Source organism: Lysinibacillus sp. NPDC097868 (assembly GCF_044761135.1).
GTDB lineage: Bacteria > Bacillota > Bacilli > Bacillales_A > Planococcaceae > Lysinibacillus.
Map to the genome: position 1 here is coordinate 1179506 of NZ_JBIWBS010000001.1, position 25769 is coordinate 1205274.

Annotated in this window: 26 protein-coding genes; 15 read left to right on the forward strand and 11 right to left on the reverse strand. The window is 35.9% G+C overall.

Going from position 1 to position 25769, the window contains the following annotated elements; all coding sequences use genetic code 11:
- Nucleotides 1–342: 342 nt before the first annotated feature.
- The 7 genes from ACIQXJ_RS05635 (at nucleotide 343) to ACIQXJ_RS05665 (ending at nucleotide 6859) form a co-directional block, all read left to right on the forward strand.
- On the forward strand, nucleotides 343–1257 hold the full coding sequence (locus ACIQXJ_RS05635) for a metal ABC transporter solute-binding protein, Zn/Mn family (RefSeq protein WP_403050656.1): 915 nt from the start codon (nucleotides 343–345) through the stop codon (nucleotides 1255–1257).
- Nucleotides 1258–1265: 8 nt separating this feature from the next.
- Complete coding sequence (locus ACIQXJ_RS05640; RefSeq protein ID WP_403050659.1) at nucleotides 1266–2015, forward strand: metal ABC transporter ATP-binding protein; 750 nt, start codon at nucleotides 1266–1268, stop codon at nucleotides 2013–2015.
- Nucleotides 2009–2881, forward strand: a complete 873-nt coding sequence (locus ACIQXJ_RS05645) for a metal ABC transporter permease (RefSeq protein WP_403050662.1) — start codon at nucleotides 2009–2011, stop codon at nucleotides 2879–2881. Before ACIQXJ_RS05640 ends, ACIQXJ_RS05645 begins: the two co-directional genes overlap by 7 nt.
- On the forward strand, nucleotides 2878–3747 hold the full coding sequence (locus tag ACIQXJ_RS05650) for a metal ABC transporter permease (RefSeq protein WP_403050665.1): 870 nt from the start codon (nucleotides 2878–2880) through the stop codon (nucleotides 3745–3747). The genes ACIQXJ_RS05645 and ACIQXJ_RS05650 overlap by 4 nt, the downstream gene beginning before the upstream one ends.
- Nucleotides 3748–3985: 238 nt before the next feature.
- Nucleotides 3986–4447 carry a VOC family protein gene (locus tag ACIQXJ_RS05655; protein WP_403050668.1) on the forward strand — a complete coding sequence of 154 codons (462 nt, stop codon included), beginning with the start codon at nucleotides 3986–3988 and terminating at the stop codon, nucleotides 4445–4447.
- Nucleotides 4448–4584: 137 nt separating this feature from the next.
- A complete protein-coding gene (locus ACIQXJ_RS05660) occupies nucleotides 4585–5772 on the forward strand; it encodes an MFS transporter (RefSeq protein WP_403050671.1) in 1188 nt (395 codons plus the stop codon).
- A gap of 211 nt (nucleotides 5773–5983) precedes the next feature.
- Nucleotides 5984–6859, forward strand: coding sequence for a DMT family transporter (locus tag ACIQXJ_RS05665; protein ID WP_403050674.1), 876 nt, complete (start codon nucleotides 5984–5986; stop codon nucleotides 6857–6859).
- Between the two features lie 398 nt (nucleotides 6860–7257).
- Here the strand turns inward: ACIQXJ_RS05665 and ACIQXJ_RS05670 are convergent, their stop codons facing one another.
- Complete coding sequence (locus tag ACIQXJ_RS05670; RefSeq protein ID WP_403050677.1) at nucleotides 7258–7947, reverse strand: ArsR/SmtB family transcription factor; 690 nt, start codon at nucleotides 7945–7947, stop codon at nucleotides 7258–7260.
- 90 nt (nucleotides 7948–8037) lie between these two features.
- Between ACIQXJ_RS05670 and ACIQXJ_RS05675 the strand changes: the two genes are divergently transcribed.
- Nucleotides 8038–8349, forward strand: a complete 312-nt coding sequence (locus tag ACIQXJ_RS05675) for an antibiotic biosynthesis monooxygenase family protein (protein WP_403050680.1) — start codon at nucleotides 8038–8040, stop codon at nucleotides 8347–8349.
- Nucleotides 8350–8443: 94 nt separating this feature from the next.
- Here ACIQXJ_RS05675 and thiD read toward each other — a convergent pair whose 3' ends face one another.
- The 5 genes from thiD to crcB all read right to left on the reverse strand — a co-directional run bounded on the left by thiD (nucleotide 8444) and on the right by crcB (nucleotide 11909).
- Nucleotides 8444–9262, reverse strand: coding sequence for a bifunctional hydroxymethylpyrimidine kinase/phosphomethylpyrimidine kinase (gene thiD / locus ACIQXJ_RS05680; RefSeq protein ID WP_403050683.1), 819 nt, complete (start codon nucleotides 9260–9262; stop codon nucleotides 8444–8446).
- A 193-nt stretch (nucleotides 9263–9455) separates the two neighbouring features.
- On the reverse strand, nucleotides 9456–10652 hold the full coding sequence (locus tag ACIQXJ_RS05685) for a DUF418 domain-containing protein (RefSeq protein ID WP_403050686.1): 1197 nt from the start codon (nucleotides 10650–10652) through the stop codon (nucleotides 9456–9458).
- 190 nt (nucleotides 10653–10842) lie between these two features.
- A complete protein-coding gene (locus ACIQXJ_RS05690) occupies nucleotides 10843–11190 on the reverse strand; it encodes a hypothetical protein (protein WP_403050689.1) in 348 nt (115 codons plus the stop codon).
- A gap of 27 nt (nucleotides 11191–11217) precedes the next feature.
- Nucleotides 11218–11550 (reverse strand): fluoride efflux transporter FluC, encoded by a 333-nt coding sequence (locus ACIQXJ_RS05695; protein ID WP_403050692.1) that lies wholly within the window; start codon nucleotides 11548–11550, stop codon nucleotides 11218–11220.
- Complete coding sequence (crcB, locus tag ACIQXJ_RS05700; protein ID WP_403050695.1) at nucleotides 11547–11909, reverse strand: fluoride efflux transporter CrcB; 363 nt, start codon at nucleotides 11907–11909, stop codon at nucleotides 11547–11549. Before crcB ends, ACIQXJ_RS05695 begins: the two co-directional genes overlap by 4 nt.
- A 595-nt stretch (nucleotides 11910–12504) precedes the next feature.
- Here crcB and ACIQXJ_RS05705 point away from each other — a divergent pair.
- Together ACIQXJ_RS05705 and ACIQXJ_RS05710 are read left to right on the forward strand one after the other, a co-directional pair.
- Entirely contained in the window at nucleotides 12505–14247 is a 1743-nt protein-coding gene (locus ACIQXJ_RS05705) for an ABC transporter ATP-binding protein (protein WP_403050698.1), read from the forward strand.
- A complete protein-coding gene (locus ACIQXJ_RS05710; protein ID WP_403050701.1) occupies nucleotides 14244–15977 on the forward strand; it encodes an ABC transporter ATP-binding protein in 1734 nt (577 codons plus the stop codon). The genes ACIQXJ_RS05705 and ACIQXJ_RS05710 overlap by 4 nt, the downstream gene beginning before the upstream one ends.
- A 128-nt stretch (nucleotides 15978–16105) precedes the next feature.
- Here the strand turns inward: ACIQXJ_RS05710 and ACIQXJ_RS05715 are convergent, their stop codons facing one another.
- Both ACIQXJ_RS05715 and ACIQXJ_RS05720 read right to left on the reverse strand, forming a co-directional pair.
- The gene (locus ACIQXJ_RS05715; protein WP_403054843.1) at nucleotides 16106–16315 is read right to left on the reverse strand and encodes a hypothetical protein; all 210 of its coding nucleotides are present in this window, start codon (nucleotides 16313–16315) and stop codon (nucleotides 16106–16108) included.
- On the reverse strand, nucleotides 16296–16886 hold the full coding sequence (locus tag ACIQXJ_RS05720; RefSeq protein ID WP_403050704.1) for an RNA polymerase sigma factor: 591 nt from the start codon (nucleotides 16884–16886) through the stop codon (nucleotides 16296–16298). Before ACIQXJ_RS05720 ends, ACIQXJ_RS05715 begins: the two co-directional genes overlap by 20 nt.
- Nucleotides 16887–17425: 539 nt before the next feature.
- Between ACIQXJ_RS05720 and ACIQXJ_RS05725 the strand changes: the two genes are divergently transcribed.
- Entirely contained in the window at nucleotides 17426–18352 is a 927-nt protein-coding gene (locus ACIQXJ_RS05725) for a S8 family peptidase (protein WP_403050707.1), read from the forward strand.
- 233 nt (nucleotides 18353–18585) lie between these two features.
- Here the strand turns inward: ACIQXJ_RS05725 and ACIQXJ_RS05730 are convergent, their stop codons facing one another.
- The 3 genes from ACIQXJ_RS05730 to ACIQXJ_RS05740 all read right to left on the reverse strand — a co-directional run bounded on the left by ACIQXJ_RS05730 (nucleotide 18586) and on the right by ACIQXJ_RS05740 (nucleotide 20656).
- Nucleotides 18586–18852: a hypothetical protein gene (locus tag ACIQXJ_RS05730; RefSeq protein WP_403050710.1), complete on the reverse strand. Its 267-nt coding sequence runs from the start codon at nucleotides 18850–18852 to the stop codon at nucleotides 18586–18588.
- 288 nt (nucleotides 18853–19140) lie between these two features.
- Entirely contained in the window at nucleotides 19141–19920 is a 780-nt protein-coding gene (locus ACIQXJ_RS05735) for a phospholipase A2 family protein (RefSeq protein ID WP_403050713.1), read from the reverse strand.
- Between the two features lie 358 nt (nucleotides 19921–20278).
- Nucleotides 20279–20656: a hypothetical protein gene (locus ACIQXJ_RS05740; protein WP_403050716.1), complete on the reverse strand. Its 378-nt coding sequence runs from the start codon at nucleotides 20654–20656 to the stop codon at nucleotides 20279–20281.
- 175 nt (nucleotides 20657–20831) lie between these two features.
- Between ACIQXJ_RS05740 and dacB the strand changes: the two genes are divergently transcribed.
- The 4 genes from dacB to ACIQXJ_RS05760 all read left to right on the forward strand — a co-directional run bounded on the left by dacB (nucleotide 20832) and on the right by ACIQXJ_RS05760 (nucleotide 25626).
- The gene (gene dacB / locus ACIQXJ_RS05745) at nucleotides 20832–22268 is read left to right on the forward strand and encodes a D-alanyl-D-alanine carboxypeptidase/D-alanyl-D-alanine endopeptidase (RefSeq protein ID WP_403050719.1); all 1437 of its coding nucleotides are present in this window, start codon (nucleotides 20832–20834) and stop codon (nucleotides 22266–22268) included.
- A 90-nt stretch (nucleotides 22269–22358) separates the two neighbouring features.
- On the forward strand, nucleotides 22359–23114 hold the full coding sequence (locus ACIQXJ_RS05750; protein ID WP_403050722.1) for an SDR family NAD(P)-dependent oxidoreductase: 756 nt from the start codon (nucleotides 22359–22361) through the stop codon (nucleotides 23112–23114).
- Between the two features lie 29 nt (nucleotides 23115–23143).
- Entirely contained in the window at nucleotides 23144–23575 is a 432-nt protein-coding gene (locus ACIQXJ_RS05755) for a MarR family winged helix-turn-helix transcriptional regulator (RefSeq protein WP_401009995.1), read from the forward strand.
- Nucleotides 23576–23940: 365 nt separating this feature from the next.
- Nucleotides 23941–25626, forward strand: coding sequence for a methyl-accepting chemotaxis protein (locus ACIQXJ_RS05760; protein ID WP_403050725.1), 1686 nt, complete (start codon nucleotides 23941–23943; stop codon nucleotides 25624–25626).
- Nucleotides 25627–25769: the final 143 nt, after the last annotated feature.

Consider the following 25769-nt stretch of genomic DNA (forward strand, 5'->3'; position numbering starts at 1 on the left):
GGGCAACAAAAGCTGTACGAGTTTGCTCGCGTTTATTTGATTGACACAGTTAAATGTTATCCTTCTTCTGAAATCTATAGTGGAAATAGCTTTAATCGAAGCTTTCACTATTTGAAAGAATCTCTAAAGGTGATGGGTGTAGCATAGTAAGCTGAAAATCCTGCGCCCATCTATGTAGTTTCCATTAGTCGTCAAATGCAAAAGATCCGGCTAATATGTATTCGTTGTATGCAACGGGTGCTAAGACAAACGAAAGTAGCTTCGGTAAAATTGAGTACCATAAAGTAAGAAGTAAACGTAAACTTATAACGTTTTATAAGGTTTTGACAACGGTAATGGTAAATGAAACGTTTATTAGGAGTAGTTGTTTTAATGATGTTACTTTTCGGTTGTAGCGCGGAAAAAAATGAAACTGGAAAAAGGGAAGGGGTCGTTGTTGCAACGACTGGGCATATTGCTGATGTTATTAAAGAAATTGGCGGTGACCATTTAACTGTTTCAGCTTTAATGGGACCTGGTGTTGACCCACATTTATACAAAGCAACACAAAGTGATTTATCAAAGTTAGAAAAAGCTGAAGTGATTTTTTATAACGGTTTACAATTGGAAGGACAAATGCTCGATATTTTCGATCAAATGTCAAAAGATAAAACGGTACTAGCTGTTGGTGATAAGTTAGATAAAGATAAATTACTTGATAGTGAAGATGAAGGGCTACTACACGATCCACATATATGGTTTAACATTGACCTATGGAAACAAGTTGTAGATGCGGTAACGGAAACACTTGTAAAAGAATATCCAGAGTATAAGGATGATTTTAAAGCAAATGAAACAGCTTTTTTAAAAAAATTAGATGAATTGCAAACTTACGCGAAAGAACGTATTAATGAAATTCCAGAAAAACAACGTATATTAGTAACGGCCCACGATGCGTTCAACTATTTTGGTGAGAGCCAAGGTTTTGAAGTTCGTGGCTTACAAGGGCTTAGTACAGAAGCAGAATATGGTGTGAAAGACGTACAGGAAATGGTAGATTTCTTAGTTGATAACAAAATTAAAGCTATTTTTGTAGAGTCAAGCGTATCAGATAAAGCGATGAAAGCCGTTATAGAAGGAGCAAAACAAAAAGGGCATGACATTGTTATTGGTGGAGAGTTATTTTCAGATGCTATGGGTGCTGAAGGAACTGAAGAAGGCACATACGTTGGGATGTATCGACATAACATCGACACAATTGTCGATGCACTAAAGTAGGTGGAAAAATGAATGCATTAACAGTTGAAAATTTATCGGTTGCTTATGATAAGAAAACCGTGTTGGAAAATGCCAGCGTTACAGTGCCTATAGGCAGACTTTCGGCAATTATTGGTCCGAATGGGGCAGGCAAATCAACGTTTTTAAAAGCGATTTTAAATCAGCTACCAAATAAGGTTGGGAAAGTTGAAATACTAGGAAAGAACTTTAATCCAAAAAGTCTCGTTGTTGGCTATGTACCACAACGCAATGCAGTCGATTGGGATTTTCCAACAAATGCACTGGATATTGTGTTAATGGGGCGATACGGACATACAGGTTTATTTAAAAGGCCATCCAAACAGGATAAGATGCTTGCTAATCAAGCTTTGGAAAGTGTAGGAATGCAAGATTTTGCAGAGCGTTCCATTGGTCAATTATCTGGAGGTCAACAGCAGCGTGTGTTTTTAGCAAGGGCTCTAGCGCAAAATGCAGATATCTATTTTTTAGATGAACCATTTGCTGGTGTAGATGCCGCAACAGAAAAAACGATTATTGATATTTTAAAAAGCTTAAAGGCACAGGGGAAAAGTATTTTTGTTGTGCATCATGATTTACAAACAGTAAAAGAATATTTTGATTACACAATTTTATTAAATAAAACGATTTTAGCATCAGGTGCAACTGAAGATGTTTTTACTGCAGAACAATTACAAAAAACATACGGTGGTAAATTATTCATGATTGAAGACACGTTAGGAGCGAACAGCGTATGTTAAGCGGTAATTTACTTTGGGTTTTGCTCGGTACGATGTTACTGGGAATTGCAGCGGGAATAACGGGGACCTTTTCCTTTCTTCAAAAACAGAGTTTAGTGGGGGATGCGGCAGCACATGCAGCATTGCCTGGTATTGCAATAGCCTTTTTATTAACAGGGCAAAAAGATTTACCAATTTTAATTTTGGGGGCTGCAATAACGTCAGCATTATCCGTATATTGTATTCAATGGATTGTTTCATTTTCTAAAATGAAAGCAGATGCTGCTATTGGTTTAGTATTGACAGTATTTTTTGGGATTGGGGTCGTATTTTTAACAGTTGTGAATCATAGTCCGCTAGGAAACCAAAGCGGACTCAATGACTTTATTTTCGGTAAAGCTGCAACGATGACAAAAGTTGACTTAACATGGTTATTTGTCAGTGCTACAATCATCATTTTAGTTAGTCTATTATTTTATAAGGAATGGAAGCTTTTAATCTTTGATCCTGTTTATGCAAAGGGCATTGGATTGCCGGTTGAAGCATTAAAAGCCGTATTGACAGTATTGATTGTTTTGACAATTGTAACAGGCATCCAATCCGTTGGTGTTATTTTAATGTCGGCACTGTTAATTATTCCTGCTGTAAGTGCTAGACTGTGGACGACAAAACTTAGTTCTATGATTGTACTGAGTGCTGCTATTGGTGGCATATCAGGGTTAGTAGGAACCTTTATTAGTTCATTACGAACAGGATTATCTACAGGACCTATTATCGTATTAGTAGCAGCTAGCATCTTCTTTATTTCTTATTTAATAAGTCCAGCAGGGCAAATTAATAAGTTTCTCAGAAAAAAACAGTTTCGAAAGCAAGGTGAGGTAGGGTGATTGAGTTTTGGGTCATTTTTACGGGTCTTCTAGTAGGAATAACATGTGGCATGGCAGGAGTTTTTCTAATATTACGTAAAATGTCGATGATAGCAGATGCCATTAGCCATACTGTGCTGTTCGGAATTGTTATGGCTTTTATTGTTACGCAAACATTAAATGGCTTTTGGATGCTAATAGGAGCGGCAGTGGCAGGGATACTAACTGCTTATTTAGTGCAGTTACTTCATTCATCGGGTATACAGGAAGATGCCGCCATCGGTGTTGTCTTTACGTCTTTATTTGCTGCAGGCGTCTTGCTTATTACATTGTTTGCTAGCAATGTTCATTTAGACGTTGAGCATGTATTAATGGGTGAAATTGCCTTTGTCCCTTGGGATAAATGGACATTATTTTCGCTTACAATGCCAAAAGCAGTCTGGATGTTGTTGCTCGTTTTATTAATAAACATCGGGTTCCTTGTCTTATTCTTCAAGGAAATGAAGCTAGCAACCTTTGATGCTGTATATGCGGCATCTATAGGGGTTCCCATTATTTTTCTGCATTATGGTTTTATGACTTCAATTTCCTTCACAACTGTAGCAGCATTTGATAGTGTAGGGGCAATTTTAGTAGTTGCCATGTTAATTGGTCCTGCCGCAACAGCCAATTTAATTAGTAAATCGATTAAACAGATGTTTTTATTCAGTATGTTATTTGGCGGGACAGCGGCGATTATTGGATATTATTTGGCGAAATTTTGGGACACGTCCATTGCAGGCATGATGGCCACGGCAGTTGGCATATTATTTGTCGTCACGTTATTAGCTCAAAAAATCGTCGATAGGAAAAGAAAATCCTTTGTTAGTAAATTAGAAGGTTTATAATTGAAAGACAATGTGAGGACTACAATGAATGCACATATGGTAGGTAGCACGCAATAAAAAGTAATAATAATGAAGAGATGAGGCTTATAATAGGCAGCATCTCTTCATTTTTTGTTTTTGGAACATCAAAATCGAATAATGAGAAAGGTGAAATAAGGTGAACATTTCATCCTTTAGCATGATTTTCACTTTCTATAAAAATAGTATACTTTTGACAGTAATCAAAAGGAGCGATAGCATGATAAAAGGGTTATATGAAGCACATTTACCAGTAAGTGATTTACAAAAGTCAATAACATTTTATGAGAAACTAGGGCTTGAGTTAGCTTATGTGCAAAATCAATTAGCTTTTTTCTGGATTGTCAAAGGGGAAAGCTGGATTGGACTTTGGGAAAGCAAGGAAGCAAAATTAGATTATCATCCTTCTATTCGACATATTGCTTTCAAAATTGATGAAGAAGATTTAGCGCGAGTGAAAGAGTGGCTGCAATCCATTGGCATTGAAATAAAAACAGCATTTGGTTTTACGCCAGCACAACAACCGCTTGTTTTACCAAATAATCCACATGCACATGCCGCAATCTATTTTGCCGATCCAGACGGCAATTCCATTGAGCTAATTGCACATTTGAGACTGGATGTTGAGGAAGATTTTCCAATGATGTCGTTAAATGATTGGAGCAAAAATGAGGGGATATAGATTGATAAAAGAATACATAATCACGAGCTAAGGTAGAGATAAAATACAAGAATTGTAATTTTATATGTACGAATATTTATAATTTTGTTACTATGGGTGTTATTAAATTTTAATATAGGACAACGAGGGGATGCAGCATGTGGAAAAATCACAACGTATGGATTATTTTATTAGGTGAGTTTGTAGTAGGTCTTGGCTTATGGGCTGGGATTATTGGAAATCTAGCATTTATGCAAGAGGTAGTACCGTCTGATTTTCATAAATCATTAATTATTTCAATTGGAATTTTAGCTGGTCTTGTTGTAGCACCGCTTGCAGGACGACTAATTGACCAATCAAGGAAAAAAACGATCATTCAGTTTGCTAGTGTGGGACGCATTATTAGCGTATTTTTTATGTTTATCGCACTTTATACAAATTCGGTCATTTGGATGATTCTCTTTTTAATTACATTACAAATTGCGGCAGCGTTTTATATGCCTGCTTTACAATCAATTATTCCAATCGTTGTTAAAGATAAAGATTTAATCTCATTGAATGCATGGCAAATGAATGCTCGAACGATTTCACGAATTGTCGGAACAGCGGCAGCGGGTTTAATGTTAAGTTATTTTGAGTTGAAATGGTTATACATTATTTCGCTTATTGTATACATACTAATGTATTTCATTACAAACGGATTAAAGCTAGATGAAACGATTAATGTGTCCGTACAAGATAAGGAAAAAGGTGGATTTAAGGAAGTTTTACCTATGCTAAAAGAGCATCCAGTCGTTTTAATGACACTTGTTCTTATGTTAATCCCAACATTATTTTTAGGTTCTTTTAATTTAGTCATTATGAAAATATCAGAAATTCACCAGTCCACAACTATTTCTGGTTTATTGTATACGGTTGAAGGTATCGGCTTTATGTTAGGAGCAGCAGGGCTCAAATATATTGCTGAGCGAGTGAATATCGGTACATTATTATTTGGACTTGCATTTATCATTGGTTTAATGGAGCTCATGTTACTGCTTGCAGATAGTACTTTCTTTGCGTTACTGACATTTGGATTATTTGGTTTTTCTGTAGGTTGTTTTTTCCCAACATCAATGGTAATCTTTCAAAAGCAAGTGCCGAAAGAGTACTATGGCCGTTTCTTTTCCTTCCGCAATATGATTGATTCTGTCGTCTTTCAAATCGTTCTACTTTCAACAGGAATGATGCTTGATTTAATTGGCTTAAATGGAATGGGCCTAGTATTTGGTATCATTAGTTTAAGCTTAACCGTGTCTTTTCTATTTTTTTCAAAGAAAAAGAATGTAATTATGCATGCACAATAACGAATCTTAATCACAATTAAAACGGCTATAGACAATCCAAAAATATATTACCCTATCTTTATTAATATTCATTTATAAGCTATTTCCACTAGATGTGGAGATAGCTTTTTTCAAATGGTTTGCAGTGTATTCCATAGTTCGATGGGAGTTGAACTACTCATTGTTTATAATGGCTATAGAATAGTTATTACCAAAAGTTAGGGGAATTTATATGAATAATTTTAAGTTTATCGCTTTATTACTAATTACAACTTTTTTAATGGGTTCTTCGTTTGCCATTGTAAAATTGGGTTTACCTTACTCATCTCCGTTATTATTAGCGGCATTGCGTTTTATCGTAGCTGGGGTATTAATGGCTATCATCGTTCTTGTTTTAAAAAGACCTCACCCAACGACAAAAGCAAATTGGTTGAAAATTCTTTTGATTGGCACATTCCAGACTGCTGGAGTGATGGGGTGTATATTTTTAAGCTTACGAACTATTACAGCCAGTGAATCTTCTATTCTAACATTTACGAATCCACTGTTAGTCGTTGTAATGGCTACTATTTTTACAAAAGCACATTACCGTTTGTATCAGTGGGGCGGTGTTATTCTCGGTTTAATCGGTGTCATGATTACAATGGGTGCACAAATCGAGTGGAAAATTGGTCTAGTTTTCGGGTTTCTTTCTGCTGTGTTTTGGGCAATTGCCACGCTATTAGCAAAAAAATGGGGTGTACTGTTTGATACATGGGTATTATCAGCATATCAGATGCTCTTTGGGGGACTACTGCTCTTACTAGGTAGTGTTGCACTGGAGCAGCCATATTTTATCGTCAATGGTCATTCATTTTTTATTTTACTATGGTTAAGCATTTTTTCATCAATCATTCAATTTGCTGGCTGGTATTATCTATTACAAAATAGTGATCCAGGAAAAACGAGTGCTTACTTATTCTTAGCCCCTTTCTTTGGGGTATTAACAGGCTGGATATTATTAGATGAACCATTACACTCGTCGCTATTGATAGGGGGGCTATTTATTTTAAGTGGTATTTATTTAGTCAATCGAAATTTTACTTCTGCAAGCAAAGCAAAGTATTAAATCAGGTGCTACCCAAAAGTCCTTCTAATTCTAAAGCGTAAAAATCCACTGCGCTTACCGCGGGCTCGATGTAAGCCGCAACCGTCACTTGCGCGCCGTCTGTTGCGTCTTACATTACGTGCGTTCCCGCAGGAGTCTCCGTGGATTTTTGCTTGGATAGTAATAAAATAAATGACTAGCAAAGTGAAATGTTTGAGTGACTGGCACTAAAAAGGCTACCTTCTAAAGCGTAAAAATCCACTGCGCTTTCCGCGGGCACGATGGAAGCTACCCAGAACAGTCTTGTCGTGCCTCCTGTTGGGTCTTACGTTACTTGCATTACCGCAGGGGTCTTGTGGATTTTTACTTAGATACTAAAAGTATAGTAAATTGTTGAGAATTGTTTGAGTGACTGGCACTTATTTCACATCAATATGAAAAACTTGTTGAAAGCCTTTTCGTCCTTTTTCGGTAACCTTAATTGCGCGAATTGTAGGGACACGCGTAATCCATTCTAACTCTAAAAAATGTGTCAGCAGTCCGTGGCCAAGTGCTCCAGCTAAATGATGACGACGTTCACTCCAATCCAAACATGCGTGACAAAAAGAGCGACGCTTTCTTTTTAATTTTTCTAAATCAATACCGAACTGTGTAAAAAAAGCTACGCCATCAGGTGTAACAACATATTCCTTTTGTTCTTTTTGCAAATATCCCGAGTTGACCATTGAATCAGTTAAGTTTACACCTAATTTACCGGCTAAATGGTCATAGCAAGTTCGTGCATCTTGCAGTAATTGTATTTGGCTTGATTGCTTTAATGAACGTACTTCAGGTGGAGGTGAAATTGCTAGGAAAGTTTCTAAAAACTGTGCAATATCTTCATTTGCTAGCTGAAAATAGCGATGACGTCCTTGCTTTTCGACTTTAATTAGGTTACCTTCTACTAGCTTAGCTAGATGAAAGCTAGCTGTTTGGGGTTTAATATTAGCCATATATGCTAATTCACTAGCTGTATGATAGCGTCCGTCCATTAGGCTAGCTAGCATTGTCGCTCTTGATGTCTCTCCAAGCAAAGAAGCGACTTCAGCCATATTTGGGTTAATACTCATTATTCCAGCTCCTTTGCATTCCATAGTTCGATTATATTGAAAGTATTTATCGTTTACAATAGAGAAGAATGAAGAAGGGGGACTAAAAAAATGGATAGTTATTATGCAGTAATTTTCACATCACAGCGGACGGATGGCGACAACGCTGGGTATGCAAAAATGGCAGATACGATTGAGGCATTAGCAAAACAACAGCCGGGTTTTCTTCGTGTTGAGAGCACAAGAAATCATGAAGGGCAAGGAATTACGGTTTCGTACTGGGAATCGCTAGAAGCAATCCAAAAATGGAAAGACAATGCCAAGCATGCTGTAGCGCAACAATTAGGAAAAGAAAAATGGTACAGTCATTATCATGTAGAAATATGCCAAGTTATGCGTGCCTACTCTTTTCAAGGGGAATGAGAAATTCGAAGGAAAACGAGAAAATCCGCTGCACCTATAAAAAGGTTACGCGGATTTTTTTTTTTCATCTACCTTCAAATCAAAGGACATCAAATTAGCATCTAGTAATCGTAATGTTATTTTCTCCAACCTGTTTATATGCACGGTGGTCGATTGCACCAGCAACAGCTTCAAACGGAATCGCACGTCGTATTCCTGCTGTAACGAATTTTTTAGCTTGAATTACTGCATCCTCAACGCTAAGACCTTGTGCTAATCCTGCAGTAATTGCTGCAGAGTATGAACAACCTGCACCATTAGTATGAATTGTATCAATACGAGGAGCTTCTAATGTTAGCATGTGTACTCCATCAAATAAAACATCCGTTGCTGGCCCTTCGAGGCGACCGCCTTTCACAAGTACGTATTGAGTACCAAGCTTATGTAAATCACGGGTAGCATCCTGTAAATCACTGATAGTGGTAAGGCTTCTCCCCCCGAGTAAATACTCGGCCTCAGGCATATTTGGTGTCATAATGGTAGCGTGAGGTAATAGCTTGTTTTTTAAAGAGGTCATGGCACCTTCCTCCATGAGGGCTGTCCCTACTTTACCAAACATAACAGGATCAATAACGATATGTTTGACTTGAGCGGTAGGGAGCCAGTCCGCCACAAGCTCAATAATGTCTTTGGTGAATAACATGCCTGTTTTTAAAGCATCAATGCCAATTTGTGACGCAATTGTATGAAGTTGTGCCTCAATAACTTCTAGCGATTGTGTATAAACACCTTGCTTTGTATCAGGGTGTGTTGCCACGAAGGCAGTAATGGCAGAAGTGCCGTATACACCTAGTTCTTGAAAAGTTTTTAAATCTGCTTGAATACCAGCCCCACCACGCGCGGCGGAACCAGCAATTGTACATGCTTTTTTCATATTGGTGTACTCCTCTTCTTGTTGCTTTAGCTGGCAGTTTGTCGATAGTTTAAAAAGTGTTTGAATATTATTTTATTTTAATAATAATTGTCATTGTTTTGAAATAGCCAGAAAGTAGAGTTTTTATAATGTCAGTTTATTCATCTCGCATTTAATAAAGGAATGCAACAAAAAATAAAACACATGAGCTTGCTTATGTTAGTTTTTGTTTATAGCGATTCACAGGAATATTGCCAAGTTTACGCCAAATTGTTTCAACGGGTCCTTGTTTATATTTTTGTAACCATAGTGTTGAAAATCCAATCATAAATAATGTAATGCCCAGCCAAGATGTATATATTAAAAGCGGGTTATAGTGTTTGGAAAGACCGAGTCCCCAATTATAGAACAAAAAGGATGATACGATGTTTTGGGTGATATAGCATGTAAGCGCCATTTTCCCAACGTTACTAATATATTGTTGTGTTTTGACAAACTTTTGGTGGCGAGCGATTAAGAAAACAAGGCCTAAATAGCCTAATGATAAGATAGGGGCAAAAACGTAGCGGTCAAATACGATAAATTGTACATTGAAGATCGATAGTGCATTGATTGGAATGCCGATACCAAGCCCAATCCATAGCAGGCGCTTTTGCAGACGAATACCGCGTGCATCCATTTCTAATAAACCTTTTCGTACGAGGAAGACGCCAAGTAAAAATAAAAAAACATTCATCGGTAAAATCATAATGGCTTCTGATCGCAATACCCAAAAATGTTCCATCCTGTAAACGACTTGCTCCCACCAAGTAAACGCAGATATATCAAGCAATTGATTTTCATATCGAATTAATGCTTGTTCAGTTAGATTACGTTCAGCAATAATATTGGCATAAGGATTATTTGGAAATAACATCCTTGCTAGCTTAGAAGACATAATCTCATTAATGAACCCTTGCCCGACTTGGTAAAGGACATGTGTAGCGCCAGCACAAAACATACATATTTTCATTATTCTCTCGGATCGTTGGATGATAAAAGCAACAAGGATACCTGTTAGTGAATAACTCATTAGTACATCAAATTCGAAAACAAATATAAAATGGAGAAGCCCATCAATAAAGAGTAAAATCATTGACCATAAATATAGTCGAAACCAAGGGAGTTCTCGATTTTGAAAGCTAATATATTTCAATTGCATGCCAATACCGAACATAATTGTTAACAGACCTAAAAACTTACCATTTGTCAAAAAATCTGTGAAATTAGATATGTATGGGCCAATAATCGAAAGTTCGGCTTCATCAACTTCCATAGTATGATGAGCAGATCCAAAAATCCAAATATTCGTTCCAAGTGTGCCAATAATAGCGAGTCCTCTAGCGACATCTAGTATTTTTATTCTCTCCATAAAAAACACCTCTTATCAGTTTATATAGAATTAATAGATTGTCATGTAGCTTTCATTATTAATAAACGACAAGAGGAAAGGAATGGTTCGAAAAAATGAGCATTTTGTCATATTGAAATAGAATAAATGCGTTTTAACTGGTAGGGGATACTGACTAAAAATAAAAAGCACCTTTAGAAAACTAAGGTGCTTAAAACATTTGTGGTAATAAGTCATTTATAAAGTGTTGATTTTTACGCAACCAAATTTTTAAAATAATCCGATGAGTTAATAGCTGATGCCTTTTATTTGGTCTGTTTTTTGCTTCGAGTAAACTTTCTAATAATATACAAGTCTCGGTAGCATACGCTTGAGGTTCCACTAGAACATTAAGTTTATAATCAATTAAATGCGCTGCTTGTACTTTTGCGAGCAGTTGAGCAAAGTGGGTAGTCATTTCTTGATAGGCTTCATTCAGTTCTAAGTCAATTAATGTATATAAAGTATGTTTTATTTCAGCCTCCAACGCTTGGAGCTGTTCTATTGTAGCTTGTGTCAAAAAATCACCTCTTGAAAGTTAAGGACATTATGCCAACATGTAAAGACCAAGTGCAGCAAAGAGTAATCCTATTAATACTGTACTACAAATATAGGCTAAAGCTAGTCCCCATTTTTTCTTTTCCACTAGTTGTAGCATTTCAAAGCCAAACGTCGAAAAAGTTGTGTAAGCACCTAAAAAACCGATACCTAAGAAATGCCATAATGCTTCACTTGGATGGCTACCAAATAAAAGACCAAGGATAAAAGAACCTGTAATGTTGATAATGAAGGTTGCCCAAGGATAGGTACTGACAATCCATTTTCCTAAGTAAAATCTCGTTAACGCACCTAAAAATCCACCGATGCCTACAAGGATCATTGCATTCGCCCCCTTGCAAGTAAAGCACCAAGCCAAGCGCAAGCTAAACCACCAAAAACGCTAATTAAACAATATAAAAGGGCTTGTACCCAAAGATTATTTTCTATGAGTAAAAGTGTTTCTACAGAAAAGGTAGAAAAAGTTGTGAAGGCTCCTAAAAAGCCTGTACCAATGCAAAGTACGAGTGGTGTACGGTTAGTAAAAATCGTAAAAAGAAAGGCTAAACAAAAGCACCCAACTAAATTAATAAAAAGTGTTGTAGTTGGAAAGTTAGCGGTGTTGGGAAGGAACACGCTGAGGTAATAGCGAGCCATAGCGCCGAAAAATCCACCTATACCTATTGCCAAAAACGTTTTCAATTTCAAAGACTCCTTTAACTTTAAAGGTCATTTATTGTTTGTAATCAATTGGGAACTTATGAATAAAAGTCCATCATTTAGATTCTCTACTACTTCATATTGTATCAAGGACTTAGGTAGGATGGTAGCTATTCAAAAGTAAGTTTTAACGTGGTGTCCCATTTTTACCGATTCAAGCAATTCACTACTTTAAAGCGTTAATTATTTCCTGTAAAATATAAAAAATAACAGTTAGAATGTTGACAATTATTTCAATAATATGATAATCTTCAATAACACTATAACAAAACAAACAAAGGAGGGCATGACAATGATGGTTTTAACAGTACAAAACAAAAGCACAGCTTCATACATTGTCCATGTCTAACGTTGTTATTTATTATGCAATAAAAGGTATGGGCGCACCTTGCCTTTTATAAGAGACACATGCTCTTTTGAGGGGATGTGTCTTTTTTTATTGCAAAAAAATTGTAGTGAACTAAAAAAGGAGTGTATGTCGTATGCGTATCATCACAAGGAAATTAATTTTCAATAAGGAATTGCTAGACAGTGGGTAGCGAAGATTTCACGTATTTGAGAAAGAAGGTTAAGAAAAATGTTTGATGTATTAAGCAAATTAAGCTGGTTTTTCAAGCAGTATTGGAAGCAATATACAGTAGCGATTGTGCTATTAATGATTGCTAGTGCTTTAGAGGTTATTCCTCCTTATTTACTTGGGAACATAATTGATATTTTAACAGCAGGCACTATGACAACTGCAATTTTAACGAAGTATATTTTGATTTTCAGCGGCATTATAGTTGGCGGCTATGTATTAAATTTTGTATGGCAATTTCGACTATTTGAAGGTGCCATTAACTTAGAGAAAATTTTGCGTCGCAATTTAATGCAACATTTTTTACGGATGACGCCTACTTTTTATGAAAAAAATCGCACAGGTGATTTAATGGCGCGTGCTACGAACGATTTAAATGCTGTGTCACTCACAGCGGGCTTTGGGATTATGACACTTATTGATTCAACCATTTATATGGGATGTATTATTTTTGCTATGGGTTTTATGATCTCATGGAAATTAACCATCTTTGCCATGTTACCAGTGCCTATTATGGCGATCCTTATACAATATTTAGGCAAAATCGTGCATGAGCGTTATATGAAGGCACAGGATGCCTTTGGCGAATTAAATGATAGTGTTCTCGAGTCTGTAGCAGGCGTTCGTGTTGTGCGGGCATATGTCCAAGAAAAAAAGGACGAAGCAGCATTTGCGGAGATGAGTGAAACCGTTTATGCAAAAAATATGCATACTGCGAAAATAAATGCCTTATTCGGACCAATTACGAAAGTCGGTACAGGCATTAGTTATGTTGTGGCACTCGGTTACGGTGCACACTTAGTATCTACTGAGGCGATGTCGTTAGGGCAACTCGTAACGTTTACTGTCTATTTAGGATTAGCAGTTTGGCCAATTTTCGCAATCGGAGAACTTATTAATGTAATGCAGCAAGGGAATGCCTCATTGGACCGTGTACAGGAGACATTGCGCTATGAAGCAGATGTGCAAAATATTGCTACACCACAAATAGTAGCAGCTCCGCATGCCATTGGATTCGATAATTTAACCTTCCAGTATCCAATGAGCCAGGTAAAGAATCTTCAACAAATTTCGTTGTCACTAAAAAAGGGGCAAACATTAGGTATTGTTGGAAAGACAGGTGCCGGAAAGACGACCTTCCTGCGACAATTACTACGTGAATATCCAATTGAAGCGGGCCAGTTATCGATTGATGGGATTGATATAACTTCACAAACAAAGGAGCAATTACTCGATTGGATTGGGTATGTCCCTCAGGATCATGTGTTATTCTCTCGAACAATTAGAGAAAATATTTTATTTGGGAAAGAAGACGCAACAGAAGAAGAGCTGAAACAAGCAATTTATGCAGCCTATTTTGAAAAAGATTTAGCCCATCTTCCAATGGGGCTTGAAACACTTGTTGGCGAAAAAGGTGTGTCGCTTTCAGGTGGTCAAAAGCAGCGTGTGTCAATTGCACGTGCGCTAATAAAAGACCCTGAAATTTTAATACTCGATGATTCGCTTTCTGCTGTAGACGCTAAAACAGAGGCGAAAATTATAGAAAATATTCAGCGAGAACGACAGGATCGAACGACCATTATTACAACCCATCGTTTGTCGGGAATTCAACATGCAAATATGATTATTGTGCTTGATGAAGGGCAAATCGTAGAGCAAGGAACACATGAACAGCTCCTTTCACAACATGGCTGGTATAAAGAGCAATTTGACCGTCAACAGCTAGAAGGGGGTGCCTCATGACTACGAGTCAACGATTAACTCGCTATGCGATGTATTTTAAAAAACCAATATTACTAGGTTTATTTTTCTTAACAATTGCAGTATTTACCGAGCTTGTAGGGCCTTTTATTGCGAAGCATATAATCGATAATTATATGACAATTGGTAAATTAGAAATAAAACCGATTACATGGCTGTTAATACTGTATTTAATATTGGCGATTGCAACAGCAGTATTACGTTATTTTATGTATATTTATTTACAAATGGGAGCAAACCGCGTTGTTCAAAAATTACGTAAGGACGTTTTTGAGCATATTCAAACATTGCCGATTCAATATTTTGATAACTTACCGGCAGGGAAAATCGTGGCACGCGTGACGAATGATACAGAGGCAGTACGTAATTTATATGTACAGGTGCTATCGAATTTCGTAACAAGTGTAATCTCAATTTTGGGTGTCTATGTAGCACTGTTTATTTTAAATTGGCAAATGGCCTGTTTAGCATTAGTAATGGTACCAATCATTTACGTATGGATGATTTTATATCGTAAATTTGCTTCGAAGTATAATGATGTTATTCGAACTAAAATTGCCGATATCAATGCGATGATTAACGAATCAATACAGGGTATGACGATTATTCAAGCATTCCGCCGTGAGCAGCAAATGACGAAGGAATTTGACGATATGAATAATGAGCATTATGCCTATGAGCGTAAATTATTAGTGCTAGATTCGGCGACTTCATTCAATTTAGTGAATACGTTAAGGCTTTTAATGTTTACCATTTTTATTTTCTACTTTGGGACGCAGTCGATGACGACAACACAAATGATTTCTGCAGGGACATTATATGCATTTGTCGATTATTTGACGAAATTATTTAATCCTATTACAAACATTGTCAATCAATTTTCTCAGCTTGAACGCTCGCTCGTTGCAGGGAAGCGTGTGTTTGAGGTGTTAGATATAGGCGGTGAACCCGTATCTGAAGTAAGCCTTCCAAGATATAAAGGGAATGTCGTTTTTGAGGATGTTTCCTTTGCTTATAAAAACGATGATTATGTTTTGAAAAACTTATCTTTTGAAGCTCATCAAGGGGAAACAATTGCACTTGTAGGTCATACTGGATCGGGAAAAAGTTCGATAATGAACTTATTATTCCGCTTTTATGATCCTTCTAAAGGAAAGATTTCTATCGATGGGATTGATATTACAGCCGTTGCGCGTCAATCAATGCGGGAGCATATGGGAATTGTATTACAGGACCCGTATTTATTTACTGGAACGATTGCTTCAAACGTGAGCTTAAATAATCCGAAAATTTCACGTGAAAAAGTTGAGGAATCTTTAAGAGCAGTTGGTGGTGATCGGGTCTTAGCAAACTTGCCTAACGGTTACGATGAACCAGTAATTGAAAAAGGAAGTACATTATCTTCTGGTCAGCGCCAACTCATTTCGTTTGCACGTGCACTAGCATTTGATCCAGCCATTTTAATATTAGATGAAGCGACATCGAATATCGATACTGAGACGGAAGAAATTATCCAGCACGCAATGGATGTATTGAAAAAAGGGCGCACAACCTTTATTATTGCCCACCGTCTGTCAACAATTAAAAATGCCGACCGTATCCTTGTCTTGGATCGTGGAGAAATTGTTGAGCGCGGAACGCACGATGAATTGTTAGCACAAGGTGGCATTTACGAAAAAATGTATCAAATGCAAGCGAACTCATTGCAATAAGAATAAGGACGAAGCCCCACTTTGTTAAGTGGGGCTTTATGTGCCGACAAAAAATTTGCAAGTCATATGTTTTTTATCTATAGAAGGGTTTTTTATCTGAAATATTCTAACAACATAAGATAAATTCTTTATTTCTTGTTATTTATATAATCGAAGAAACCAGGACAAGTAATATTGTTCAACAGGTCTATTTTTTCTAAGATTTTCATTTTAATTTCTTGTTCTAAATCCTCGCGCTCTTGTACGGACGTGTTTTTTAAAATATTTTTAATTTTCTGATTAAAATCTCTAATAATTTCCTCGTAGTTTAATTCTTGTTTACTTTGCAATTTTCCCACATCCATTATTTAATAATTTAGTCCTCAACTTTTTAATAGCAGTTCTTAAATTATAGGAAATTGTTTGCGGAGATTCATTTAAAATATATGCAATCTCTTTATTACTTAAATTTTGGCTGTATTTTAAATCTAATATTAATAATTGTTTACTAGATAATGTTTTTAATTCATGGAATAGTTCTTCACTTGAAATTGATTGTAAAAGTCCCTGGTCATTTAAAATAGTATCGTATAAGTCTTTTTGCAGCTCTAATTGTTTAGAAGGTAATTCCGGAGCATTGTTTTCATCCTTTACAAAAGAAGATAAAAATATATTTCGGCTATAATAACGATTTACCTTTTTATCGAAATCTATTGAAAGGAAATGGATTAATTTGTTAATATAGCTAATTACCTTTGCTTTTTTGTAATGAACTTTAAAAGCATTGTCCAATCGGACTTTACTTTCAAGGCAAGGCTCTGCTATAAAGGATGATAGTAAATCACGATTTTTTTGCTCTTGTAAAAAGAAATGTATAACAGGATCCATTTTTTTTTGCTCGAAATTAATTAGAAAGATTTTTATATCCACCTTTACCCCTCCCTTAAAATAAGTATAGTTTTTTCTCTCTAGTAGCCAATTTCTCGCACAAATCTCTCTAGTAATAATCTTCAGCTTTTATAAAATAAAGAGATTTCTTTCTTTTGAAAAACAAAAAAACAGAACATTTATTCTGTTTTTGCTAATAAAATTATTATATACAATAAATTTTGATTTTCCACATTTATTATCTCTTTAATTAATGAACCATTTATGAATTGGAGGATTAATAAATGACTATAAAAATGAAATAAACGAAGAGAAAGGTATTGTTACATGCAAAGGATTTACTGTCAGGTAATTGTTTTCATAAGAACTAAGAAGGAGAGAATTAAATGAACATAGACTGTTTACTCAAATGCTTTTGCCAGTCTCGAAAAACACAATCTTTCTTTTTAAAAAAATTTGAAACAGAACAGCTTAATACAGAAGAAAAAAAGTTGCTTTCTGAAGTAATAGTGGATGCACAAAATATCTCAAATAAAATTCAATACTATTGTAAGTTGTACGATTAACGTATTTCGTTAGGAGTGATTTTTTTGAATAAAATTGCAATTAAACCCTACAAAATCCGATCATTTAAAAAACAATATCAAAAACGTACATCTAGTATAGACATTATTAAGGCAAAAGATGTTTGGGAACAAGCCAAAAAAGGACAGGGGGTTGTAGTTGCTATAATTGATTCTGGTGTTGATACAACACATCCTGATTTGGCAGACAAAATAATAGGTGGCTATAATTTTACGTCTGATGATGGGGGAAACAAAGAAATTTACACAGATTACAACGGCCATGGCACACATGTAGCAGGTATCATTGCTGCTGAAAATAATGAAATGGGTGTAGTAGGTGTTGCACCTAATTGTAAGTTACTCATCTTAAAGATATTAAATCGCTTTGGTGAAGGCTCGTATAATGAATTAATTAGTGCACTTCAATATATCAAAAGATGGCAGGGACAAAACGGGGAAAAGGTTCAAGTTATTAATTTGTCTTTAGGCGGTGCGACTCATAAAGATGAGTTATATAAAGTCATCAAAGAATTGCATACATTAGGCATAGTTATAGTTGCAGCAGCTGGGAATGAGGGTGACGGCTTATCTACAACCGAAGAAATATCATTTCCAGGTTTTTATAAGGAAACATTATCTATTGGTTCAGTTAATCAACAACTTGTCCCTTCAATATTTTCAGACTCGCATCTTAATATAGATTTTGTGGCTCCAGGAGAGGGTATTTTATCAACACATTTAAATGGCGAGTATGTAGAATTGAATGGTACTTCTATGGCAACACCCCATGTTTCAGGAGCTTCTGCACTAGCACTCCAGTTAATTAAACCGTGTACTCCTACACTTATACCGGCACAAATAAAGTATTACTTTACAAAGCATGCATTAAAATTGGACTTTCCAATTAGTCTGGTAGGAGATGGCTTAATTCAGTTGAAATAACGTTTGATAGTGATGAATTATTTAGCAGAGGATGTTAAATGATTTCTAACTTTAGCCTTCTTATCGTGGAAAAAGTCTACTTAGATTTTAAATTATCGACTGTAGAAACTCTAACGAAAAAATTAATGATAGCAAACCAATTAAAAATAAAAGACAAAGTCGAAACACTCGACTTTGTCTTTAGTAAGTAACTTCGCAATAAAAGTATAATATTACGATGAATAAAAAATAATCTAACGCTCACCTATCATGAAAAGTAGTATAATAGACAAGAAAATACCAAGGAAATAAAGCCACAAAACAATATAAGGGGTATACTTCCAAAATCCTTTTTCCTTTTTAATAAAGCTTAGAATACTAAAGATTATTCCTATGGCAAGTAAAATTTCTCCAAACAAAATTACGTTTACCGCAGCAATTTGAAAATAATAAAAGCAAGCAATTACAATAAGTCCTACTACAGAAAATAATGCTGATAACTTCCCGCTTTTACCAAGCATAATTTCCCTCCTTATTCATTTTTCTTACTTGTTAAGTCATATGTATTTAAACTAATTATATCAAAAAATAATAGACATATCGAGTCGTCATATCGCCTTTAGGTGGTTTGATGAATAAACATAAAAGTGAAAGACGCAACTTTAGAGGGAATGCTAAAGTTGCGCCCATAGTATAGATAAATCATAATAAAATGACACTTGGAATTGAACCGTGGAAAGGTTGAAGACCCGGTTTTGATCAATTGGCAATGTAACTTAAGAACACTAAAATTAATGTTAGTAAGAAAATTAGCAGCCCATTGCAACCATTTTTGCAGAGAACACCCCCACGATACGTGATGTACCTGCCTCATCTGTCTGATTAGCACATTCAATTATAATACGGTCACAACCACAACGTGCAGGATATTCTGTATTTGCATCATAACAGTGATCGTGATATTTACAGCAATTGTCTAATGCATTAACAGTAGGACCTGAACCACAGTTCGCCCCACACCAGTTATATTTAACAAGTGGGTTAGACCGTTTTCCTTTATAACGGAAAGAACAACAACCATTTTGAAGGCATGGTAAACCCCAACCTTGTGCACTAAGCACATCATCATCTTGTACTATTTCATCTGATCTTAAATGCTCGTAATCTTCGGGTATCGTTAACTTACTTTCAGTGGACAACTGCTCCCATTCATTTAATAGTTCATCATCTAAATACGTAATCGTCTTCTTTATACCTTGTTCTATATCTAACGATACGACTTTCACTAAGTAAGATGTTCTCTTAGTCTCACTATTTATTGTTTTGAAAATATTACCAACAAGGAAATTGTTGAATTGTAGGAAGCTAATTTTTTGTTCCACTTTTGTTTTGTTTTGTTCATTGAATTCGTTGAATGCATTTGCAGAATAAGTAGTTTCGTATTCTACTTTTTCCATTCTGGAAGCATTGAATAATTCCTCTTTATTCAATTTACCTAGTGCTTTTTTTAATAGTGCTTGTCCTTGCTGATCTAAAGCACTTACTCCATCTGATGGTACTTTTCTTACTCGAATATCAGTAATAGTCATTTGTATTCCTCCTTTGGTGGTTTATACTTTTAAAAGAGGTATGCAATAAAGAAAAAACAAAATCAATAAAATTTAATGATAGAGATCTAGTCACAAAATTAAATTAATTGGCTGGTAATACTTAAATTTTTGACACAGTCTAAGCCCCACTTTGCATAAGAGGGGCTTAAGTGGCATTAAGCAGTTAGCTCTTGATGCCTTATATTTATGTGAATTGGAGCGTAGGGCGGATGACTCCTGCTCATAACACATAAAACGTTAGACGCAACAATCTGTGCGCAATAGAGAGTTGGCTTACAGTGTGCTAAGCGGAAAGTTCCCACCTATAGCAGAAATCTACAATAGTAGCCCTCTATATTTATGATGAACTCTTCACATTTTGAAAAACATTAACAAAGAATAATAGGACAGAAAGTGCAACGGCGATACCGCCACCAGATACGAACAGCTCAAATAACCAACGTGGAACATCTAAATAAACCATCATCATACCAACTAAAAGGAACGGTAAACCGATATTATAAAGCCAAAACTGAGCTTTTGCGAGCCCGGTCTCTGCGGCATCTTTAAAAATGGAATAAACTAAACCTATGAATCCCGTAGTTAGCCAACCTACGACACCAATATGAGCATGTGTCGCCTTCCACTGAAGTTCAACAGTATAATGCATAAATAGGCCAAAAGCGAATACCAACATTAAATAGAGAATCGAAATCTTTATCCATTTTGCTCCCATTGCAAACAACCCCTTTCCTGAAAGTGATTTAGCTAGCTACTATAGTCTATTCTTGTCGAATGAAAATGATGTCTGTCCACACATACGGAAGTCATGATTGTCGAACAATTGAAAAAACGCCGAGATTTTCTTAAAATAAAGGATATATAGTGTATATTTACCAGTAGGAGGAGCTATGAAAAAGAAAATTATTTTTATTGCATTGTTTTTATTTATGTATAGTTGTGGCGCAATGACATTTGTAGATCAAGCATGGGCGAATGAGCAAACGATGGCTACAAAAATTAACACCGTAATCGCTAAAAACTGGAAAGACAATGAATATAGTATTACGGTACGAGATATTAACAATGGCAATGTACTATACAATAATCATGGTGAAAAAATGATACGTCCTGCTTCTACCCATAAATTACTTGTTAGTGCAGCGGCATTAGATTTACTAGGCCCTGATTATCGCTTTGCCACAAAAGCTTATGTAGATGGTCCAATTGAAAATGGTGTATTACAAGGAAATATTTATTTACAAGGTGGAGGTGACCCGACGTTATTACCTGTCCATTTAGAATCATTTGCCAATGGGCTAAAAAAATTAGGCATTACTAAAATTACAGGTAAATTGATTGCGGATGATTCTTGGTTTGATGATGATCGTTTGCCAAAAGGGATTGTGCCACAAGAAGAGGCATTGTCTTATGCATCCCGTATATCTGCGCTAACGCTTTCACCTAATGACCAGTACGATGTCGCCAATGTGCAAGTCAAAGTGACTGGCACTAAAATTGGTCAAGCAGCAAGTGTTCAACTTTATCCATATGCCAGTACAATTCCGCTTGTCAACAAAACGAAAATTGTGAAAAAGGGCACGAAATCGACTATCAATATTACGCGAGAATATGGTACAGATCGTATCGTTGTCACAGGTAATTTACCAGCAGGAACAGAGAAAAATACATATGTGACTGTCTATAATCCAACGTTGTTTACACTCGATGTCTTCCGGGAAAAATTAATGGCAAAAGGTATGCAAAAAATGCCCCTTGACATCGGCATAGTGCCCGAAAATGCACAACGAGTTGGGATAGCTTATTCTATTCCGCTAAAGGACATGAACTTCCGATTTTTAAAATTGAGCATTAATGGTATGGGCGAAATGCTGACGAAGCAATTAGGAAAAGAGCTTTTAGGCGAAGGAAGTTGGTCTGCAGGTATTCAAGCAATTCGTACATACGGCATGGACACAGGACTCGATATGGATCAATGGTACTTTGAAGATGGCTCTGGCTTAAATCATCAGAACCGTGTAAGTAGTATGCAGGAAAGCTTATTATTATATAAAGTTCGTAATAAGTCCTGGTACTTCTCCTATTTGGACGCTTTACCACATGCAGGACGAAAAGGGAAATTGGTTGGGGCTACATTAGAAAATCGCTTGAAAGGTTATAGTGTTTCAGCTAAAACAGGCTATATAACGGGTACGTATGCGTTAAGTGGCTATGTTCAAGGAAAAAGTGGTAAGTGGTATATTTTTAGTATTTTAACACAAGCCAATAAAGGCTCAGCTATTACCACTATTGATGAAATAGTAAAACAAATTGCAAATGAAATGTAAAGGGTTTCAAAAAGTTGAGCAAACTAGTTTAATTAAGAATAATTTAGTGATAAACTATTGAATGGATTTAAGAAAAGGAGATGTTTATCCATGGGTAAATTACTAGACAAAGTCGTAATTATTACTGGCGGTGCAGGCGGTATCGGTAGTGGTATGGCAAAAGCAATGGTAAAAGAAGGAGCAATCGTAGCGATTGTTGATTTAAATGAAGAAACAGGGAAAGCAATGGAAAAAGAATTGCAACAAATTTCTCCAAAATCAATGTTTTTACAAGCAAATTTAATGGATCGTGCTAATTTGCATAAAATTATCGATACAGTTGTTGAAAAATACGGTAAACTAGATGTATTAGTTAATAATGCACATGCTTCTAAGCAAGCAACTATTGAAGACACAACACAAGCTGATTTAGATTTATCATTTGATACTGGTTTCTACCCAACATTTTATTTAATGCAAGCAGCATTACCGCATTTAAAAGAGTCAAAAGGAAATGTTATTAATTTTGCTTCTGGCGCGGGTCTTGCTGGACATGAAACACAAGGTGCATATGCGGCTGCAAAAGAAGCAATCCGCGGTATTTCTCGTGTAGCGGCAAATGAATGGGGACGTTTCGGTATTAATGTAAACTTAATTAGCCCTATTGCGAATTCACCAGGTGTACAAGCATGGGCAAAAGCACAACCAGAATATTACGAAGCTGTTAAAAGTAAAATTCCTATGGGACGCTTTGGTGATGTTGAAGAAGACATCGGCCGCGTAGCAGTATTTTTAGCATCAGAGGACTCACAATATATCACAGGCCAAACGCTTATGGTTGACGGTGGCTCTATTATGCTTCACTAATATTCTCGGATGTTCGAGGAGGATTTTTTTTGGCACAGACAAGTATTTTTAAACTCATTCATATGATTGATCAGATGAATAATGCGAATATTATACGCTTTACGAAAGCGTTTCCGTATCCGTTAGGTATTTCACCAATTTTAGTTTTAAGTGAACTAAAAATAAAAGGTCCTCAAAGACAAGCTGAATTAGCTGAAACGATTGGGTATACAAAAGGTGCTATGACAAGTATTGCTGAAAAATTAGTAAAACTTGGCTTAGCAGAAAGACTTTACGATGATGCCGACAGACGTACAATTCGTTTGCAGATTACCGAAGAAGGTGTAGGTGCTTTAATTAAAGCGCAAGAGGTAGGGAAGGAAGTATTTATTCAACTTTTTGAAGTATTGAATGACGAAGAAATTGCACAATATTTGTCTATTCAAGAAAAGTTAGTGCAAGGAATTCACGACAGAGCTTAATAGCGCTTCTTTAAGAAGTGGCTCAAACTGTAGACAAAATATCTTGAGGATTTACTTCCTAAGATATTTTGTCTTTTTTTGTAAAATCGGCATTTCACGCTTCCTTCTTTTAGAACCAAACCTTGCTTACTAAAAATCTATATAAAAGCTTATTTATAGGATAATAATCATGCGCATGATTTATTTTTAGTGTAAATATATTCACTTTATTACATAACTTTTGGTGCAATATTTTGGTCCTTTTTTGGAAAAATTCATAAAATCGACAAAAATAGCTTTATAATTTACTGAAAATTTGCTATTCTAAACGATACATAAGGGATTTTTTCACTCATACATAATGCTGAAGGGGAATATCGAAAGACATGTCAATTAAATTAAAACTTTATCTAGCATTTGCATTATTATTTATTAGCATTATTGGAATATCTATAAACGGATATTTCGATTTAACGAACATGAAAAATGAATACAACCATATTCTTGATTCCCAGGTAGAACAAATTTATATCGCTTCAGATTTACAAAGTAATACAAAGCAACAAAGTATTTATATTCAACAGTATATAGAAAATGGCAATGGGGATACGTTACAAAATTTTCGTAGTACACAACTAAAAATTCAAACAAGCATCGGTCAATTAAATGACATCATTGATGATGAACAATTGCTAGAAGTCAACGAGAAAATGCTAGAAGGAAAAAAATCCTTTGATAAAGTAGCGGAAACAATTATCACGGCTGTTGAAGCAGGCGATTCATCGACTGCACGAGAATTATATGATCAGCAATTATGGCGACTAAATAGTTTAATGGGTAGTGTTGCGAATGAAATGTTAGCATTTAATAAAATGAAATTTTCAGAGGTTGCCAACGATGCCGAGCAAAAGGTACATAAAAGTGCGCTAACAGCCGTAATCATTGGATTAATTACAATAGGTATTTGTCTATTTTTCAGTATTTTAACGGCAGTGAAAATAGCTAATCCACTAAAAACGATGGCCACTGCAGTCAAGCAAATTGCAAAAGGCGATTTGACAATACAAAATTTACAAGTCACTTCTAAAGACGAGATCGGTATATTAGCAAGTGCTTTTAATGAAATGAAGCAATCTATTCAATCGTTAATTCGCGCTTCTGGTGAAACTGCTAATGATTTGTCTGCTGTTGCTGAGGAATTGACTGCTAGTACAACGCAAGTTGCTACTACTTCGAATAGCGTTGCCACTTCTGTCGAAGATATCGCTTCAAATTCTAAGATTTCTTCGACCGTTTCTAATGAAGCTTCACTTGCAATAAACGAAACAACTGAAGGGATTCAACAAATTGCTGATGCTACACATTCCGTGCTTGGCAAGGCAAGACAGACGAAGGAAACTGCGGATGCAGGGCAGGTTACGATTGAACAAGCAAAGCAACAAATGAATACGATTTATCATTCTACTAAAGAGACAACAGCGCTCATTTCAAGACTTACAAAACAGTCTGAAGAAATTCAAAATATAACAAAAGTAATAACGGATATAACAGAACAAACTAATTTACTGGCACTAAATGCGGCCATTGAGGCGGCGCGAGCAGGAGAACATGGAAAAGGTTTTGCTGTTGTGGCAGATGAAGTACGTAAATTAGCTACCCAATCAAAAGAATCGGCACATATCATCGTTCAGCTCACATCAGATATTTTACAGGAAACAAAAAACGTAGAAGCTGCAGTTTTACTTGATCAACAAACTGTCGAGCAAGGGGTAGAGGTCATTGAACAGGCAGGAACAGCGTTTAGCAATATTGTCAATGCTATCGAGGAGATGACGGAGGATATTACAACAGTAAGCGCGATTACACAGGAGATGACAGCTTCCTCAGAAGAAATATCAGCATCGATCCAAGAATTAGATGGGCATGTTCGAAATAATGCTGAAGGCACTGAGGAAATGGCACAACAAATTGTCAAACAAGTAGCGACTCTTCAGGAAATTAACAATATTTCAGAAAGCTTAAATGACAAAGCCTTGGAATTAACAAACAGCATTGCTAATTTTAAGTACTAATGAATATAAAGATGTATATTTAGTAAATACTAGTGTACGTCTTTTTTTCGTCCAATATGCATATAAGTAGACTATATAAACTTTTTTCCAACCTAATACGTCAAATAGATGGGCAAATTTTTTATAAAGCTAGAGAGGACATA

Excerpts from the sequence above, each read along its gene's own strand:
- ACIQXJ_RS05635 (WP_403050656.1), top strand. The coding sequence starts at position 343 with ATGAAACGTTTATTAGGAGTAGTTGTTTTAATGATGTTACTTTTCGGT.
- ACIQXJ_RS05640 (WP_403050659.1), top strand. The coding sequence starts at position 1,266 with ATGAATGCATTAACAGTTGAAAATTTATCGGTTGCTTATGATAAGAAA.
- ACIQXJ_RS05645 (WP_403050662.1), top strand. The coding sequence starts at position 2,009 with ATGTTAAGCGGTAATTTACTTTGGGTTTTGCTCGGTACGATGTTACTG.
- ACIQXJ_RS05655 (WP_403050668.1), top strand. The coding sequence starts at position 3,986 with ATGATAAAAGGGTTATATGAAGCACATTTACCAGTAAGTGATTTACAA.
- ACIQXJ_RS05660 (WP_403050671.1), top strand. The coding sequence starts at position 4,585 with ATGTGGAAAAATCACAACGTATGGATTATTTTATTAGGTGAGTTTGTA.
- ACIQXJ_RS05665 (WP_403050674.1), top strand. The coding sequence starts at position 5,984 with ATGAATAATTTTAAGTTTATCGCTTTATTACTAATTACAACTTTTTTA.
- ACIQXJ_RS05670 (WP_403050677.1), bottom strand. The coding sequence starts at position 7,947 with ATGAGTATTAACCCAAATATGGCTGAAGTCGCTTCTTTGCTTGGAGAG.
- ACIQXJ_RS05675 (WP_403050680.1), top strand. The coding sequence starts at position 8,038 with ATGGATAGTTATTATGCAGTAATTTTCACATCACAGCGGACGGATGGC.
- thiD (WP_403050683.1), bottom strand. The coding sequence starts at position 9,262 with ATGAAAAAAGCATGTACAATTGCTGGTTCCGCCGCGCGTGGTGGGGCT.
- ACIQXJ_RS05685 (WP_403050686.1), bottom strand. The coding sequence starts at position 10,652 with ATGGAGAGAATAAAAATACTAGATGTCGCTAGAGGACTCGCTATTATT.
- ACIQXJ_RS05695 (WP_403050692.1), bottom strand. The coding sequence starts at position 11,550 with ATGATCCTTGTAGGCATCGGTGGATTTTTAGGTGCGTTAACGAGATTT.
- ACIQXJ_RS05705 (WP_403050698.1), top strand. The coding sequence starts at position 12,505 with ATGTTTGATGTATTAAGCAAATTAAGCTGGTTTTTCAAGCAGTATTGG.
- ACIQXJ_RS05710 (WP_403050701.1), top strand. The coding sequence starts at position 14,244 with ATGACTACGAGTCAACGATTAACTCGCTATGCGATGTATTTTAAAAAA.
- ACIQXJ_RS05730 (WP_403050710.1), bottom strand. The coding sequence starts at position 18,852 with ATGCTTGGTAAAAGCGGGAAGTTATCAGCATTATTTTCTGTAGTAGGA.
- ACIQXJ_RS05735 (WP_403050713.1), bottom strand. The coding sequence starts at position 19,920 with ATGACTATTACTGATATTCGAGTAAGAAAAGTACCATCAGATGGAGTA.
- ACIQXJ_RS05740 (WP_403050716.1), bottom strand. The coding sequence starts at position 20,656 with ATGGGAGCAAAATGGATAAAGATTTCGATTCTCTATTTAATGTTGGTA.
- dacB (WP_403050719.1), top strand. The coding sequence starts at position 20,832 with ATGAAAAAGAAAATTATTTTTATTGCATTGTTTTTATTTATGTATAGT.
- ACIQXJ_RS05750 (WP_403050722.1), top strand. The coding sequence starts at position 22,359 with ATGGGTAAATTACTAGACAAAGTCGTAATTATTACTGGCGGTGCAGGC.
- ACIQXJ_RS05760 (WP_403050725.1), top strand. The coding sequence starts at position 23,941 with ATGTCAATTAAATTAAAACTTTATCTAGCATTTGCATTATTATTTATT.